Annotated in this window: 13 protein-coding genes and 5 tRNA genes; 10 read left to right on the top strand and 8 right to left on the bottom strand. The window is 73.2% G+C overall.

Going from position 1 to position 15871, the window contains the following annotated elements; all coding sequences use genetic code 11:
* Positions 1–15 precede the first annotated feature (15 nt).
* The 3 genes from OHU74_RS16915 to OHU74_RS16905 all read left to right on the top strand — a co-directional run bounded on the left by OHU74_RS16915 (position 16) and on the right by OHU74_RS16905 (position 2085).
* Positions 16–417, top strand: a complete 402-nt coding sequence (locus OHU74_RS16915; RefSeq protein ID WP_371616673.1) for a hypothetical protein — start codon at positions 16–18, stop codon at positions 415–417.
* Positions 418–481: 64 nt separating this feature from the next.
* Positions 482–1237 (top strand): DsbA family protein, encoded by a 756-nt coding sequence (locus OHU74_RS16910; protein ID WP_371616672.1) that lies wholly within the window; start codon positions 482–484, stop codon positions 1235–1237.
* Positions 1234–2085: a cytochrome c biogenesis CcdA family protein gene (locus OHU74_RS16905; RefSeq protein WP_371616671.1), complete on the top strand. Its 852-nt coding sequence runs from the start codon at positions 1234–1236 to the stop codon at positions 2083–2085. Before OHU74_RS16910 ends, OHU74_RS16905 begins: the two co-directional genes overlap by 4 nt.
* Positions 2086–2128: 43 nt before the next feature.
* Here the strand turns inward: OHU74_RS16905 and OHU74_RS16900 are convergent.
* From OHU74_RS16900 to OHU74_RS16885, 4 genes are all read right to left on the bottom strand, one after another.
* Positions 2129–2205, bottom strand: a tRNA-Phe gene (locus OHU74_RS16900).
* Positions 2206–2227: 22 nt separating this feature from the next.
* A tRNA-Asp gene (locus OHU74_RS16895) sits at positions 2228–2301 on the bottom strand.
* Between the two features lie 39 nt (positions 2302–2340).
* Positions 2341–2413, bottom strand: a tRNA-Glu gene (locus OHU74_RS16890).
* A gap of 119 nt (positions 2414–2532) precedes the next feature.
* Entirely contained in the window at positions 2533–2883 is a 351-nt protein-coding gene (locus OHU74_RS16885) for a metallopeptidase family protein (RefSeq protein ID WP_330297253.1), read from the bottom strand.
* Positions 2884–3015: 132 nt separating this feature from the next.
* Between OHU74_RS16885 and OHU74_RS16880 the strand changes: the two genes are divergently transcribed.
* The 7 genes from OHU74_RS16880 (at position 3016) to OHU74_RS16850 (ending at position 10569) form a co-directional block, all read left to right on the top strand.
* On the top strand, positions 3016–3528 hold the full coding sequence (locus OHU74_RS16880; protein ID WP_371619716.1) for a CrcB family protein: 513 nt from the start codon (positions 3016–3018) through the stop codon (positions 3526–3528).
* A 5-nt stretch (positions 3529–3533) separates the two neighbouring features.
* Positions 3534–3908 carry a CrcB family protein gene (locus tag OHU74_RS16875; RefSeq protein WP_371619715.1) on the top strand — a complete coding sequence of 125 codons (375 nt, stop codon included), beginning with the start codon at positions 3534–3536 and terminating at the stop codon, positions 3906–3908.
* Positions 3909–4907: 999 nt separating this feature from the next.
* Complete coding sequence (locus OHU74_RS16870) at positions 4908–7316, top strand: DEAD/DEAH box helicase (protein WP_371616670.1); 2409 nt, start codon at positions 4908–4910, stop codon at positions 7314–7316.
* A 180-nt stretch (positions 7317–7496) separates the two neighbouring features.
* A tRNA-Lys gene (locus OHU74_RS16865) sits at positions 7497–7569 on the top strand.
* Between the two features lie 238 nt (positions 7570–7807).
* Positions 7808–7881: transfer RNA gene (locus OHU74_RS16860), tRNA-Met, on the top strand.
* Between the two features lie 173 nt (positions 7882–8054).
* A complete protein-coding gene (locus OHU74_RS16855) occupies positions 8055–9236 on the top strand; it encodes a PP2C family protein-serine/threonine phosphatase (protein ID WP_371616669.1) in 1182 nt (393 codons plus the stop codon).
* Positions 9237–9528: 292 nt separating this feature from the next.
* Positions 9529–10569, top strand: a complete 1041-nt coding sequence (locus tag OHU74_RS16850; RefSeq protein WP_371616668.1) for a M23 family metallopeptidase — start codon at positions 9529–9531, stop codon at positions 10567–10569.
* Here OHU74_RS16850 and OHU74_RS16845 read toward each other — a convergent pair.
* The 4 genes from OHU74_RS16845 to OHU74_RS16830 form a co-directional block, all read right to left on the bottom strand.
* Entirely contained in the window at positions 10520–11908 is a 1389-nt protein-coding gene (locus OHU74_RS16845; protein WP_371619714.1) for a PrsW family intramembrane metalloprotease, read from the bottom strand. The genes OHU74_RS16850 and OHU74_RS16845 overlap by 50 nt on opposite strands.
* A gap of 88 nt (positions 11909–11996) precedes the next feature.
* Positions 11997–12830, bottom strand: coding sequence for a tRNA (guanosine(46)-N7)-methyltransferase TrmB (gene trmB / locus OHU74_RS16840; protein WP_371619713.1), 834 nt, complete (start codon positions 12828–12830; stop codon positions 11997–11999).
* Between the two features lie 74 nt (positions 12831–12904).
* Positions 12905–14104, bottom strand: coding sequence for an L-2-hydroxyglutarate oxidase (gene lhgO, locus OHU74_RS16835; protein WP_371619712.1), 1200 nt, complete (start codon positions 14102–14104; stop codon positions 12905–12907).
* A 78-nt stretch (positions 14105–14182) separates the two neighbouring features.
* Positions 14183–15808 carry a sporulation protein gene (locus tag OHU74_RS16830; RefSeq protein ID WP_371616667.1) on the bottom strand — a complete coding sequence of 542 codons (1626 nt, stop codon included), beginning with the start codon at positions 15806–15808 and terminating at the stop codon, positions 14183–14185.
* Positions 15809–15871: the final 63 nt, after the last annotated feature.

Raw genomic sequence — 15871 nt, 5'->3', positions numbered from 1 at the left:
CGAGGAGCCCGTGGGTTGCGGCTCCTGCTCGGCGCCGTGCTCGCGGTGCTGCTGGTCTGTGCCGCTCCGGCGGTGGCTCAGGCCGCTCCGGCTCAGGCCGCCTCGGCTCAGGCACACGCCGTCTCGGCTCACGCCGCCCCGGTCCAGGCCGGTCCGGCAGCGGTCTCCGCCGCGGCCGTCGTGTTCGGGGCCGCGGAGGCGGACAGTCGGGGGCCCGCCTGTGCCCCCGGGTCGCCGGAGCGGGGGCCGCTGCCCGCCGCGCCGCCGCGCGGAGCCGGGGAACAGGGGCACGTGCCGCCCGCGCGGGTCGGGGCGGAGCGGGCCTGGGACGGGCGGGCGACACCCCTACGGGTCCTCGTACGCGGGCCCGAGCGGCCGGCGCCCTCCGCCCTGGAGCTCTCCGTGATGCGGGTCTAGGAGGACCGGTCGCAGCCCGCCCGGTCCGCCGTACCCCTCTTTTACGCAGCTCTGGAGCATCCGCATGCCCTCGTCCCCCCGTAAGCCCTCCTCCTCCCGCAAGCCCCTGCTGATCTCCGCCGGGGTCGCCGTCGCCGCGGTCACCCTCGGCATCGTGTCCTGGCAGGCCACCGCGCCCGGCGAGAGCCCCGCCAAGTCCTCCTCGGCCTCCGCGCCGCAGGCCTCCGACGCCCACGCGGAGCTGAAGGCGCTCGCCCGCCGCGAGTCCGGCGACAAGCTCGCCGTCGGCCGCGCCGACGCGCCCGTGGTCCTGATCGAGTACTCCGACTTCAAGTGCGGCTACTGCGGGAAGTTCGCCCGCGACACCGAGCCCGAGCTGATGAAGAAGTACGTCGAGGACGGCACCCTGCGGATCGAGTGGCGCAACTTCCCGATCTTCGGCGCCGACTCCGAGGCCGCCGCCAAGGCCGCCTGGGCGGCCGGGCAGCAGGACCGCTTCGCGCAGTTCCACGCCGCCGCGTACGCCGAGGGCTCCAAGGACAAGGGCTTCGGCGAGGCCCGGCTGGAGGAGCTGGCGCAGCAGGCCGGGGTCCCGGACCTGGAGCGCTTCAAGAAGGACATGGCCGGGGAGCAGGCCTCCGCCGCCCTGCGCAAGGACCAGGAGGAGGGCTACCGCATCGGCGTCACCTCCACCCCCTCCTTCCTGATCAACGGGCAGCCCATCGCCGGAGCCCAGCCCATGGACGCCTTCACCGCCGCCATCGCCAAGGCCAAGGCGCAGGCCCAGGCGCAGCCGCAGGCCGGGGCGGGCTCGAAGTGACCGACATCGGATACCTGGCCGCCCTGCTGGGCGGCCTCCTCGCGCTGCTCAGCCCGTGCAGCGCACTGCTCCTGCCCGCCTTCTTCGCCTACTCCATCGATTCCACCTCGCGGCTGCTGGCCCGGACCGGGATCTTCTACGCGGGCCTCGCGAGCACCCTCGTACCGCTGGGCGCGGCCGGTTCGTACGCCGGGCGGTTCTTCCACAGCAACCGGGACGGGCTGGTGCTGTTCGGCGGCTGGCTGATCATCGCGCTCGGGCTCGCGCAGATCCTGGGACTCGGCTTCGCCTCGAAGCGGATCTCGGAGCTGTCCGGGAGGATCCGGCCGACGACCGCCCTGTCGGTGTACGCGCTCGGCGCGGTCTACGGGCTCGCCGGATTCTGCGCCGGCCCGATCCTCGGCAGCGTCCTGACGGTGGCGGCGGTCAGCGGCAGCCCCGTCTACGGGGGCCTGCTGCTGGCGGTGTACGCGCTGGGCATGGCGGTGCCGCTGTTCCTGCTGGCGCTGCTCTGGGAGCGCTTCGACCTCGGCCGCCGCCGCTGGCTGCGCGGCCGGACCTTCTCGGTCGGCCGCTTCGAACTGCACACGACCTCGCTCGCGTCGGGCCTGTTCTTCGTCCTGCTCGGCGCGCTGTTCCTGATCTACGACGGGGCGAGCGCACTGCCGGGTCTGCTGGACGTGGACGACTCGTTCGCGGTGGAGCAGCGGGTGCAGTCCGTCGCGGACGCGGTCCCGGACTGGGCGCTGCTCGGCCTGGTCGTCCTGGCGGCGGCGGGCGTCGGGCTGGCGCAGTGGCGCCGCAGGGCGCGCGCGGAGGCCGCGGAGGTCACCGTAGGGGAGGAGTAACGCAAGAAGGCCCCGTCCGATGGACGGGGCCTTCTCGATTCTCTGGTGGCTGGGGCCGGGGTCGAACCGGCGACCTATCGCTTTTCAGGCGATCGCTCGTACCAACTGAGCTACCCAGCCACGAAACCGTTTCCGGTCTCAGCGAACCTGACGGGACTTGAACCCGCGACCTCCACCTTGACAGGGTGGCGAGCTAACCAACTGCTCCACAGGTCCTTGCAATGTGCGAGAACAAGTCTCGCACACGGTAATGCGTACCCCCAACGGGATTCGAACCCGTGCTACCGCCTTGAAAGGGCGGCGTCCTGGGCCACTAGACGATGAGGGCTAAAGGCCCGCCGTGCACTCTCGAGTGCGTCGGGGACGTGAGAAGCATATGGGATCCCGGCGGCGTTCGCCAAAACGGTTTCCGCGGGCGGGTCAGCGGCGCTCCGGGGGACCCGCAGGTCAGCCCCAGCCGAGTTCGTGGAGCCGCTCGTCGTCGATGCCGAAGTGGTGGGCGATCTCGTGGACCACGGTCACGGCCACCTCCTGGACCACCTCCTGCGGGCTCTCGCACATCCGCAAGGTCGGGCCCATGTAGATCGAGATCCGGTCGGGCAGCACCCCGGCGTACCACTCGCCGCGCTCGGTGAGCGGGGTCCCCTCGTAGAGGCCGAGCAGTTCGGGGTCGTCGGCGGCGGGCTCGTCCTCCACGAAGACGGCCACGTTGTCCATGACCCGGGTCAGCTCCTCGGGGATCGAGTCCAGCGCCTCGGCCACCAGCTCTTCGAACGCGTCACGCGTCATCTCCAGCACACGCCCATTCTCCGGGACGGCCGCCCGTTCCGGAGGGCCCGAAAGAGACGGCTTAGGGCGCGGCGCGCGAGAATGGCCCGGTGACGAGACGTGCGGAGCCGCACCGGTGATCCGGCCGACGGCGGAGCGCCGGTGACCCGGCCGGCCGAGGGCGCCGAGGCCATCGACCCGGACGTCGACCTCCATGTGCCCGCGCAGCGCGCCGAACCCCGGGGGCGGGTGCTCGCGGCGGTGGCGGCGGGCGGCGCCGTGGGCGCCTCGGCGCGGTACGGGATCTCCCTGCTGTGGCCGGCCGCGCCCGGGGAATTCCCGTGGGCGACCTTCTGGATCAACGTGACCGGCTGCGCGCTGATCGGCGTCCTGATGGTGCTGATCAGCGAGGGCGGGCGGACGGCTCCGCATCCGCTGGTGCGCCCCTTCGCGGGGGTCGGGGTGCTCGGCGGGTTCACGACCTTCTCCACCTACGCGGTGGATTTCGCGCACCTGCTGGACGACGGGGAGGCCGGTACCGCGCTGGCGTACGCCGGGCTCACGGTCGTCGGGGCGATGGGCGCGGTGTGGGCGGCGGCCACGGTCACCCGGTACGCGGTCGGTGACGGCCGCGCTCGCGGACGCGGGCGGTCGCGGGTGCGGGGGCGCGGGTGAGCTGGCTGAACTGGCTGACCGTCATGGCGGGTGCGGCCGTGGGGGCGCCGCTGCGGTACCTGACGGACCGCGCGGTGCAGGTGCGCCACGACTCGGTGTTCCCGTGGGGGACCTTCGTGGTGAACGCGACCGCCTCCCTGGTGCTGGGGGCGCTGGCCGGCGCGGTGCTGGACGGGGCCGCCTCCTCGCGGCTGAACCTGCTGATCGGCACCGGGCTGTGCGGGGCGCTGAGCACGTACTCGACCTTCTCCTACGAGACGCTGCGGCTGGCCGAGCGGGGCTGGAAGTTCCTCGCCGCAGCCAATGTGGCGGCGTCGGTGCTGGTCGGGCTCGGCGGGGTCACGCTCGGCTACCAGGTGGCGGGACAGCTGTTCGCCTGACGGGGCGCGGCCCCGCTCGGCACTGGGGCGTGTCTCTTACGGGGCAAAGGGAGTTGGGCACATTGACCCGCTCACTGCGGACTCTTGTTCTGTGTTCCGGAGGTGCCCCGTGCGCCAGTTGTCCGCTTCCCTCCGCTTCCGCCGCCCCTCGCGCCGCCCCCTCCGGCTGGTCGTCGCCGCGCTCGCGGTGGCGGCGACGGCCTCCACGGCCGGCTGCATGAGCGTCGGCGAGGACGCCGCGAAGCCGGGGCCCTCCTCCTCGGCGGGCATCCAGAGCGGGAAGTCCGGCGGGTCCTCGTCCGGGAAGGGCGCCGGGGCGCACGGCGGCGGCCACGGCTCGAAGGACGTCGCGGGGAACCAGGAGGGCAAGGCCGGGGAGCCCGGCAAGGCCTCCGGCGCGCCCGGGGCCTCCCCCAGCCCGGGAGCCCCGGCGGGCCCTCCCGGGGCTCCCTCGCCCTCGGCGGGGCCGGGCGGGGGCGCGGGCGGTCAGAGCGGCCAGCAGCCCTCGGGCGGAGGCTCCGGGTCGGGCTCCGGCGGGGCGGGAGGCTCTGCCGGAGCGGGTGGCTCCGGGGGCGGGCAGCCGCCCTCTCCGAGCCCGCAGCCGCCGACCCCGGCTCCGTCGGCCTCGACTCCGCCAGTGACGCAACCCACACCTAGTCCGGTGGTTCCGTCGCCGGATCCGAGCGGGGCGCCAGGGGGGCAGTAGGAGCCCCCGGGGCGGCGCGTTCCGTCGTCCGCGCGCCCCCGTCCTGCTGGTGGCCGCCGCCCTCCCCGTTGGTGTTTGTGCAGGTCAGAGGCGTGTTCGGGGGAGCGACTTGCCAGACCCCGGGGAGGGTGCGTATGGTTATAGATCGTTTGATCCCATTGCCCGGCGCCGACTCCGAAGAGCGCCGCGTGGCGCGTACTCTCCCCAACCGTGGCTGACCGCATTGAGGCGGTCGATTTGCGATTCACGGAGTTTGGGCGCGTGCCGAGACTCCGGAAGGTTTCGCATTTCGCATGTCCATTTCCAGTTCTGACCGTTCCGTCATGCCCGAGAACATCTCCAACGAGATCGTCGACGCCGAGACCCTTGCGGTCACCGAGGCCATCGAGGCCGTAGTCGCCGACGAGATCATCGAGGCTCTTGAGGCCGACGTGACGACCGGCGAGTCCTTCGAGGACTCCACCATCGACACCGACACCACCGACTTCGACGACGAGGCTGCGGCCGACGACGCCGACGCCGAGCCCACCATGACCTTCGGCGACCTCGGTCTGCCCGACGGGATCGTGCGCAAGCTCGCCCAGAACGGCGTCACCGCCCCCTTCCCGATCCAGGCCGCGACCATCCCGGACGCCCTGGCCGGCAAGGACATCCTCGGCCGTGGCCGCACCGGCTCCGGCAAGACCCTCTCCTTCGGTCTGCCCACCCTGGCCCGCCTGGCCGGTGGCCACACCGAGAAGAAGAAGCCCCGCGCGATCATCCTGACGCCGACGCGTGAGCTCGCGATGCAGGTCGCGGACGCCCTCCAGCCCTACGGCGACGTGCTCGGCCTGAAGATGAAGGTCGTCTGCGGCGGTACCTCCATGAGCAACCAGATCTTCGCTCTGGAGCGCGGTGTCGACGTCCTCGTCGCCACCCCGGGCCGCCTGCGCGACATCATCAACCGCGGCGCCTGCTCCCTGGCGAACGTCGAGGTCGCCGTTCTCGACGAGGCCGACCAGATGGCCGACCTGGGCTTCCTGCCCGAGGTCACCGAGCTGCTCGACCAGATCCCCGGCGGCGGCCAGCGCATGCTCTTCTCCGCCACCATGGAGAACGAGATCGGCACCCTGGTCAAGCGCTACCTGACCAACCCCGTCACGCACGAGGTCGACAGCGCGCAGGGCAACGTCTCGACCATGACGCACCACGTCCTCGTCGTGAAGCCGAAGGACAAGGCGCCGGTCACGGCCGCCATCGCCTCCCGCAAGGGCCGCACCATCATCTTCGTCCGCACCCAGCTGGGCGCCGACCGCATCGCCGAGCAGCTCATCGAGTCCGGCGTGAAGGCCGACGCGCTGCACGGCGGCATGACGCAGGGTGCCCGTACCCGCGTCCTCGCCGACTTCAAGGACGGCTACGTCAACGCGCTCGTCGCCACCGACGTCGCCGCCCGCGGCATCCACGTCGACGGCATCGACCTGGTCCTGAACGTGGACCCGGCCGGCGACCACAAGGACTACCTGCACCGCTCGGGCCGTACCGCCCGCGCCGGCAAGTCCGGTGTCGTGGTCTCCCTGGCGCTTCCGCACCAGCGTCGCCAGATCTTCCGCCTGATGGAGGACGCGGGCGTGGACGCCTCGCGCCACATCGTCCAGGGTGTCGGCGCCTTCGACCCGGAGGTCGCCGAGATCACCGGTGCGCGTTCGCTGACCCAGGTTCAGGCCGACTCCGCGAACAACGCCGCGAAGCAGGCCGAGCGCGAGGTCGCCGACCTCACCAAGCAGCTGGAGCGCCTGACGCGCCGTGCCGGCGAACTGCGCGAGGAGGCCGACCGCCTGGTCGCCCGCTCCGCGCGTGAGCGCGGCGAGGACCCGGAGGCCGCTGTTGCCGAGGTGGCCGAGGCCGCCGAGGCCGAGGTCGCGGCTGCCGTCGCGGCCGCGCCGGTCGCCGAGGAGCGCCCCGCGTTCCAGAGCCGTGACGAGCGTGGCAACTTCGAGCGCCGCGACAACCGTCGCGACGACCGTGGTGACCGTGGCGGCGACCGTGGCGGCTTCCGCCGCGACGACCGTGGCGACCGCGGTGGCGACCGTGGCGGCTTCCGCTCCGGTGGCGACCGTCCGACCGGCGGCTTCCGCTCGGGTGGCGACCGTCCGACCGGTGGTGGCTTCCGTCGCGACGACCGTCCGTCCGGTGGTTTCAACCGTGACGACCGCGGTGGCGACCGTGGCGGCTTCCGCTCCGGTGGCGACCGTCCCTCCGGTGGCTTCCGCTCGGGTGGCGACCGTCCGACCGGTGGCGGCTTCCGCTCCGGTGGCGGTGACCGTCCGTCCGGTGGTGGCTTCCGCCGCGACGACCGCCCCTCGGGTGGTTTCAACCGTGACGACCGTGGTGGCGACCGTGGCGGCTTCCGCTCCGGTGGCGACCGCCCGACCGGTGGCTTCAACCGTGACGACCGCGGTGGCGACCGTGGCGGCTTCCGCCGCGACGACCGTCCGTCCGGTGGCTTCCGTTCCGGTGGCGACCGTCCGACCGGTGGCGGCTTCCGCTCCGGTGGCGGTGACCGTCCGTCCGGTGGTGGCTTCCGCCGCGACGACCGCCCCTCGGGCGGCGACCGCCCGTACGGCCGTCGTGACGACAACCGTCCCTCCGGCTCCGGTTCGACCGGCGGTTCCTCCTTCGGCCGCCGCGACGACAAGCCGCGCTGGAAGCGCAACGACTAATAACGTTCCGAGCTGACGGCTCGGAACAGGAACAGGGCCCCTACGACACCGTCGTAGGGGCCCTGTTCGCGTTCCACCCCGAGCCCCGACGACCCCCGCCGACATGCTCCGGCCCGGACAAGCCGATATGCGATCGGCTGCCCGGCGCTCTGCGGCTATGCTCTGGGGTGAGCACACCAGGGGCCATTAGCTCAATTGGCAGAGCAGCGGACTTTTAATCCGTTGGTTGTCGGTTCGAGTCCGACATGGCCTACTGCTCGCAGGCGGGGGTCAATCCCCCTGGGCCTGCTACTGAGCGCCCCACCCGGCTCCGGCCGGGTGGGGCGCTCAGTCGTTTCCGGGCCGACCCCACTGACCTCGGGAGCTCGGCCCCAGCAGCCGTGGGAAACCCGGTTTCAAGGCTCTGACCTGCGGCGATGCCCGTTTGGGAGGGGTGCGGACGTTAATTGGCGAAGCCCTCCCCCCGGATGGCGTAGAGTTGGGTTTACCGACGCGGGGTGGAGCAGCTCGGTAGCTCGCTGGGCTCATAACCCAGAGGTCGTAGGTTCAAATCCTGCCCCCGCTACTCAGTACGAAGGCCCGGTCCCCTTAGGGGGGCCGGGCCTTCGTCGTACTCCGCTCCCGTCACCCGAACGGTCCGGTCCGGGTCGCCGAACGGGCCCTCCTGCGGACAGCCTTGGGGGGCGAGGCGGCGGCGGGCCCGCACCCGTGCGAGGGACCGGGCGGCAGGAGAGCAGCGTGGTGCGGCTGGGCCGGCAGGGCAGGGGTGGGCGCGTGTTCGGCGCGGCCGCCGGCAGCAACGTGGTCCGACGGATCGTCAGCACGCTCCCGTTCACCCTGATCGTCGTCGGTCTCCTCTTTGACCTCCTGACTCCGCCCAGCTTCACCGGCTCCCCCTTCTTCTCCGCGGCCCCGCTGATCGCCGCACCCCTGTTCACCCTGCGCTCCACCGCGCTGATCGGGGCCCTGTCCACGGTCACCGTGATCCTGCTGCACATCTACCACGGCACCACCTGGCAGGTGGAGGCGCTGACCGAGCTGGCCACCGTGCTGACCGTCTCCGGGCTGGCCACGCTGATCAACACCGTGGTGCGGCGCAGCGGCGCGCAGCTCGCCTCCGCGCGCGGGATCGCCGAGGCCGCGCAGCGCGCCGTGCTGCCGACGCCCGCCGAACGGATCGCGGGACTGCACGTCTCCGCCTCCTACGAGGCCGCGCAGGCGGACGCCTTCATCGGCGGCGACCTCTACGCCGTGCAGGACACCCCGTACGGGGTCCGCCTCGCGGTGGGCGACGTACGGGGGAAGGGGCTGGGGGCGGTCGAGGCCGTGGCGGTGGTCCTCGGGGCCTTCCGGGAGGCGGCGGAGAGCGAGCCCTCGCTGGAGGCGGTGGCGCAGCGGCTGGAGCGGGCGCTGGCCCGCGAGGGCAACCGGCGCGACAGCCTGGACGCGGTGGAGGGGTTCACCACGTGCGTGCTCGGCGAGATCCCGCCGGGCGCAGGCGTGCTGCGGCTCGTCAACCGGGGCCATCCCGAGCCGCTGCTGCTGTACGCGGACGGCGGCCTGGCGGTGCTGGCCCCCGCCGAGCCGGCGCTGCCGCTGGGCATGGGGGACCTGGGCGGCTGGCCGGACCGGGTGCAGGAGTGGCCGTTCCCGGCGGGGGCCACGCTGCTCCTGTACACGGACGGGCTGACGGAGGCCCGGGACGGGTCGGGGACCTTCTACGATCCGGCGGACCGGCTGCGCGGGCGGGTCTTCTCCGGGCCCGACGAACTCCTGAGCGCGCTCGGCAGCGACGTACGCCGTCATACGGGCGGTGAGGCCACGGACGACATGGCGCTGCTGGCCGTCGCGCGGCCGGGGGAGCGGCAGCAGGACCGGCGGCGGACGGTGCCGGTGGTGCCGAAAGACAACCGGGCGTAGCCGAACGTAATCGAAGGGGCGCGTTCAGCAAGGTTCCTGACGAGCCGTCAATGTGAAGATGTGGCGGGAGAGGCGGGGGAGTCGGCCAATTTTTGCCCCAGTTGATCCGGGGGTGCGGGTAAAAGTCCTGGCCATAGCCGTTCGGGGAGTGGCTGATTGTCGTTAACGATCAATCGCAACTGCTTGGAATCACTCCCCTTCTTCTATTACCGTTCGATAACGCAGCGCGGTCGTCCCAGCCGTCGCAAGAGATGGCGCCGTGCGCGTGCGTGTCCATGAGGAGTGTGCCCCGGTGGCCTCCAACTCGCCTGCCCCTGAAGGCATCGAAGTCCAGGAGCCGCCCACCGCCGGCGCCTGGGGCGAGTGGAACCCGACCGAGGACTCGGCCCGGCCGCTGCGCGGCAAGCACCGCGTCCTCAAGCAGCGCGGGGGACTCGCCCGCTCCTCCACCGTCCTCGGGGTCGGTGTCATCGCGGCGGTCGGCGCGGGCGGCATCGCCACCGCGCAGGACCGCCCCCAGGTGGCCATCACCCTGCCCTCCCTGCCGTCCCTGCCCGAGGTGCTGGGCGGCAGCGGCGACGCCGACGCGCAGCACGCCGACGGGCAGTCGGACGGGCACGCGGACGCCGCGGCCGTGCAGCGGACCGGCCTCATCCCGCGACAGGCCGACCGGAGCAACGACGCCGGTGAGCTCCTGCGCAGCCGCATCCTCCAGCAGGCGGGGTCCCAGCAGGAGGCCGCCGCGGCCCAGGAGCGCGCCGAGACCGAGCGGATCGCCCAGGAGGCCGCCGCCAAGGACGCGCACGCGGCCCAGGAGACCGCGCGCAAGGCGGCCGAGGCGGCTGCGGCCGAACAGGCCGCCAAGGAAACGCGCGAGGCCGAGGAGGCCAAGGCGGCCGCCGAGGCCAAGGCCAAGCAGGAGGCCGCCGCGGTGGCCGGCAGCTACTCCCTGCCCACCTCCGCCTACACCCTCACCTCGCACTACGGGGACGCCGGCTCCATGTGGTCCTCCGGGCACCACACCGGCCTCGACTTCGCGGCCCCGACCGGCACCCCGGTCAAGGCGGTCGGCAGCGGCAAGATCACCTCGGCCGGCTGGTCCGGCGCGTACGGCTACCGGATCGTGCTGGAACTCCCCGACGGCACCGAGATCTGGTACTGCCACCTGTCTTCGATGTCCGTGACCGGAGGCACCGTCGCGGCGGGCGACACCATCGGCCGCGTCGGCGCCACCGGCAACGTCACCGGCCCCCACCTCCACCTCGAAGTGCGCGAAGGCGGCTCTACGGTGGACCCGCTGGCGTGGCTGACGGCACGGGGCCTGAACGTCTGAGGCCGTACGGCCCCCGCGGAGCCGGTACGCCGGCCAGCGCGGGCCGGCCCGCTCCCGCCGTCCCGAAGCGGTCGGCGGCCGGGGCGAAACGGTCCGCCGGGGCGAAACGGGCCGCCGCCTCGAAGCGGTCCGCCGTCCCGAAGGCGTCCGCCGCCTCGAACGGGTCCGCCGAGCCCAGGGCGTCGAAGGAGGGCGGCAGCAGCTCCTCCAGGACCGCCGCCCGGCACAGCGCCGGGCCCGCCGTCGCCCGGCGCAGCCACAGCCGGCTCAGCAACTCCCGCTCCCGGAGGGCGAAATCCGGCTCGCCGACCGGACCACCGCTGCGCGCCCGGTGGCGTAGCAGGGCGAGGGCCACCGCGTCGGCCTCGTACCGGGCGACTGCCCGCGCGGCAGGGCGGCCCCCCACGCCGCGGGCCAGCTGGCGGGCCAGCGAACGCGCCGGCACCGAAGCCAGCGCGGGCACCTCGGCGCGGCCGAGCCAGCCGGCGGCCGCGTACACCGCGAGTTCCGCGGCGACCGTGCGCAGGCGGCGCCGTCGCAGCCACACGGCCAGCCAGACCAGGATCCCGAACACCGGGACCATCACGCAGCCGTAGACCACGTAGAAGCCGGACTCACCGAGGTCCGAGGAGCTGTTCCACAGCGCGTGCAGCCCCATGGCCGGGGCAAGTCCCAGCAGCGGCAGCCCGATCCGGCGGGCCCGGCGGACGCTGAGCGCGGCCGCACCGAAACCGAGGCCGGTGAGCACGGTGAACAGCGGATGGGCGAAGGGGGACATGACGACCCGGACGAAGAACGTCGCGGCCGTCACGGAGTTCAGCACCTCGGTGCCGTTGGCGGCGTCCTCGTCGAAGGCATTGCCGAGATAGAGGATGTTCTCGGTGAAGGCGAAGCCCACAGCGGTGAAACCGGCGACCACGAAACCGTCGGCCGGGCCGGTGAACTGGCGTCTGCGGAACAGGAACACCAGCAGGAGGGCCGCCGCCTTGGCGGTCTCCTCGACCAGCGGCGCGATGGCCACCGAGCCGAGCCGATCGGCATGGGAGGGATCGGCGGTGGCCGCGGCTATCCACTCGGTGGCGAAACTGTTGGCCAGTATGGCGATCAGCGCGGCGGCGCAGGCACCCCAGCCGAAGCAGAACAGCAGCTGCGCCCACGGATGCGGGGCGGCCCGGCCCAGCCACCGGAAGGCCGCCATGAGCGGCGGCACCGGCAGCAGGGCCAGGGCGAGACCGACGAGGAACCCGGGCGTGCCCGTCTGCTCCCGTACGAGCTCCAGGATCGCGACGCCGGACGCGGCGAGCAGCACCACGAGTACGTACACACGCACACGCGGCATGGGGAGCACGCGCAGCACACGGAACAGTCGGGTCGCTCGGGACACGCGATGACTCTACCGAGCCGCGCGGACACACGGAGTGACGTTGTCAGTTCTCCGCGTTACCCGTGCGGCGGAACAGCAAGTCGTGTACGACGTGGCCCTTGTCGAGACCCTGGCCCTCGAAACGGGTGAGGGGCCGGAAGTCGGGGCGGGGCGCATAGCCGCCGTCGGCCTGGGTGTTCTCGAACTCGGGCTGCGCGGTGAGCACTTCGAGCATCTGCTCGGCGTACGGCTCCCAGTCGGTCGCGCAGTGCAGGACCGCCCCGGGCGCCATGCGGGTGGCGGCCAGCGCGAGGAACTCGGGCTGGATCAGCCGCCGCTTGTGGTGGCGGGCCTTCGGCCAGGGGTCGGGGAAGTACACGCGGAGCCCGGCGAGGGAGTCCGGGGGCAGCATCTCGCGGAGCAGGATGATGGCGTCGCCGTTCGCGACGCGCACATTGGTCATCCCGCCGCGCTCGGCGAGGGCGAGCAGGTTGCCCTGCCCGGGGGTGTGCACGTCGGCGGCGAGGATCCCGGTGCCGGGATCGGCGGCGGCCATCTGCGCGGTGGCCTCGCCCATGCCGAAGCCGATCTCGAGGACGACGGGAAGCCCGTCGAACATCTTCTTGAGATCGAGGACCTCGTGCCCGTCGATGTCGAGTCCCCAGGTCCCCCAGAGCCGCTTCAGGGCTTCGCCCTGCCCGGTGGTCACCCGGCTGCGCCGGGGCTGGAAGCTCCGGATCCGCCGTTCGTGGTGCGAGCCGGCCGGATCGGGCGCGGGCCCGTCGGGGAACCGCGGCTCGGTCCGCCACTTCGGGGGCGTGTAGGTGGTCGCCTCCGGCGCGGTTTCCGGCGCGGTTTCCGGGGCGGGGTGCGGGGGGTTTTGAGAGTCAGCCACAATGCGCCCGATTCTACGCGGGCGCCCCCGGGGCTGCCGCGCCCGGCAGGATCCGGAAGGGGATCCGGAAGGGCGGCCTACGCCGCGCGCAGCGCGGTCAGCGCCCGGCCCGCGATCTCCCGCCCGATGGGCAGCGAGGCGGTGGCCGCGGGCGACGGCGCGTTCAGCACGTGCACCGTCCGCGGTGCCTCCCGGATCAGGAAGTCGTCCACCAGCGTCCCGTCCCGCAGCACGGCCTGCGCCCGCACCCCGGCCGCCGAAGCCACCAGGTCCGCCGCGGTCACCGCCGGCAGGAGTCTGCGTACCGCTTCCAGGAAGGCGGGCTTCGACACCGACCGCCGGATCTCGCCCGCCCCGTACCGCCAGTGGCGCGCGGCCATCCGCCAGGAGCCCGGCCAGGCCAGCTCGTCCGCGAGGTCCCGCGGCCGGACGATGCCCCAGCCGTACCCCTCGCGCGCCAGCGCCGGCACCGCGTTCGGTCCGACGTGGACCCCGCCGCCGATGCCCCGGGTCAGGTGGACGCCGAGGAAGGGGAACGCCGGGTCCGGCACCGGGTAGACCAGCCCGCGCACCAGCTCGGGCCGGGCCAGGTCGTAGTACTCGCCGCGGAACGGGACGATGCGCATGCCCGGGTCGTCACCGGCCAGCCGGGCGATCCGGTCGCACTGCAGCCCCGCGCAGTTCACCAGCACGCGGGAGCGCACCACCAGGCCGGTGGTCGTCCGCACCGCCACCCCCGAGGCGCGCCGCGAGATCAGGTCCACCGCGCCGCCGTAGACGATCTCCGCGCCAGAGGACTCCGCCAGCTGCCGGGTGACCCGCCCGTAGTCCACGATCCCGGTGGTCCCCACGTGGATCGCGGCGAGCCCGCGGACCTCCGGCTCGTACTCCGCGATCTGCGTCGGGCCCAGCTCGCGCACCGGGATGCCGTTCTCCCGGCCGCGCTGGACGAGCGCGTGCAGGCGCGGCAGCTCGTCCCGGCCGGTGGCGACGATGAGCTTGCCGGTCACCTCGTGCGGGATGCCGTGCTCCGCGCAGAACTTGACCATCTCGGCCGCCCCGCGCACCGCGAAGCGCGCCTTGAGCGAACCGGGCTTGTAGTAGATGCCGCTGTGGATCACACCGCTGTTGCGGCCTGTCTGGTGCCGGGCGGGGCCGTCCTCCTTCTCCAGGACGACCACACGGGTCCCCGGCGCGAGTCTGGCGAGGGCATGCGCCGTCGACAGGCCGACGATTCCGCCGCCGATCACCAGCACGTCGCAGTCCACCCTGCCCATGCTGCCCAAGCCGCCCACGCTGACACCTCCCACCCCTGCATAGTGCACCCCGCCACTGACAACGAGGCCACGCGGGGCCTATGCCGGGGTCACCAGCAGAGGCCTGGCCCGCTCGCGCAGTTCGGCGACGCGCGGTTCGTCCCCGTACGGTTCCAGCCGGTGCAGCAGGTCCCGTACGTACTCGTTGGTCCGGGCCGACGAGATCCGGCCCGCGACCTCCACCGCCCGGGTACCGGCCGCGCAGGCCGCGTCGAGGTTCCCCGACTCCAGCTCGGCCACCGCGCTCACGACGAGCCGCAGCCCGTGCGAGCGTACGTACTCCTCGGTCGGCCGCGAAAGTGCCTGTTCTGTGAATCGCCTTACCTGGCGCGGGAGTTTGAGGTCCCGGTAACACTCGGCCGCGTCCGCCGCGAAGCGGTCGTAGGAGTAGAAGCCCAGCCAGGTCGGATCCCCGTCGCCCTCCCGGGCCCGCTCCAGCCAGCCCTCGGCGGCCCGCAGCGCGGACCCGGCGGCCGCCGAATCGCCCGCCTTCGCGTGCGCCCGGGCCTCGACCAGGCGGAAGAAGCTCATGGTGCGGGCGGTGGCCAGGCCCCGGTTGCGCTCGACGGCGGCCTGCGCGAGGTCCACACCCTCGTCGGGGAAGTCCCGGTACGTCGCCTGCAGCGACATCGACGCCAGCACGTACCCGCCGAGCGGTACGTCGGCTGCGGCGCGGGCCAGGCGCAGGGCCTGGATGTAGTACCGCTGGGCCGCCTCCTGCTGGCCGGTGTCGAAGGCCATCCAGCCCGCCAGCCGGGTCAGTTCGGCGGTCGCGCCGAAGAGCGCGCGGCCCACCTCGTCGGTGTAGGAGCCGAGCAGCAGCGGCGCCGCGTCCACCCGCAGGCACTCGGGGACCATCGACGAACGCCAGTCGCCGCCCCCGTACTTGGAGTCCCAGCGGCGGGCGTCCTCGGCGGCCTCGCGCAGCTTGGTCACGTCGCTGTGGCCCACGCGCTGCGGGCCGGCCTCGGGGGCGGGGGGCGCGGGCGTTTCACCGGAAGGCTGGGCGGGCACACCCCCGACAAGGGCGCCCGGCGGCGCCGGAAGCCCCTCCGGCGGGGCCGCGCCGGGTACCGGTTCGCGCGAGGGAGCGGTCGCGTGGGACGGGGCTCCGCGGCGCTGGCTCTGGCCGTGTGGCTGGCCGTGCGGCTGTCCATGAGGCTGCTGCCCCTGCCCCTGCCCCTGCCCCGGTTCGCGTGCCACGGAGCCGTCGGCGGGAGATATCAGCCAGCGCGAGGCCGGTGTGGCGTAGGCCGACACCGAGAAGGAACCGGCGAGCGACTGCCAGATCCCGCCACCGCCGCGGCGTCCGGCGAGGTCGAGCCGGTAGAGGTCGGTGGCCGAGCGCACGGCGGCCCCCACGTCCCGCGGGAAGGCCAGCCCCACCTCGGGCGCCGGGTCCGCGTCCGCGAGACCGATTTCGTGCAGCGGTACGGGCCGGCCCAGCTTCGCGCCGATGGCGGCCGCGATCAGGTGCGGGGCGGCGCCCTGCGGCACCATCCCCTTCGACACCCACCGGGCCACCGAGGTCTTGTCGTACCGAAGCGTCAGGCCGCGCTGTGCGCCGAGGTCGTTGACCCGGCGTGCCAGCCCGGCGTTGCTGATGCCCGCGAGGGCGAGGACGGCGCCGAGCTTCTCATTGGGCTCGCGGAGCTCCCTGGACATGCGCCACCCCTCGTCACACGCGGAACGCAGACGCCGCCGGGGCATAGGCGCCCGGCATTTCGT

The sequence above is a fragment of the Streptomyces sp. NBC_00454 genome (genome assembly GCF_041434015.1).
Taxonomy (GTDB): Bacteria; Actinomycetota; Actinomycetes; order Streptomycetales; family Streptomycetaceae; genus Streptomyces.
Note: the sequence above shows the minus strand (reverse complement) of the source record. Positions and strands in the feature narration are given on the sequence as shown.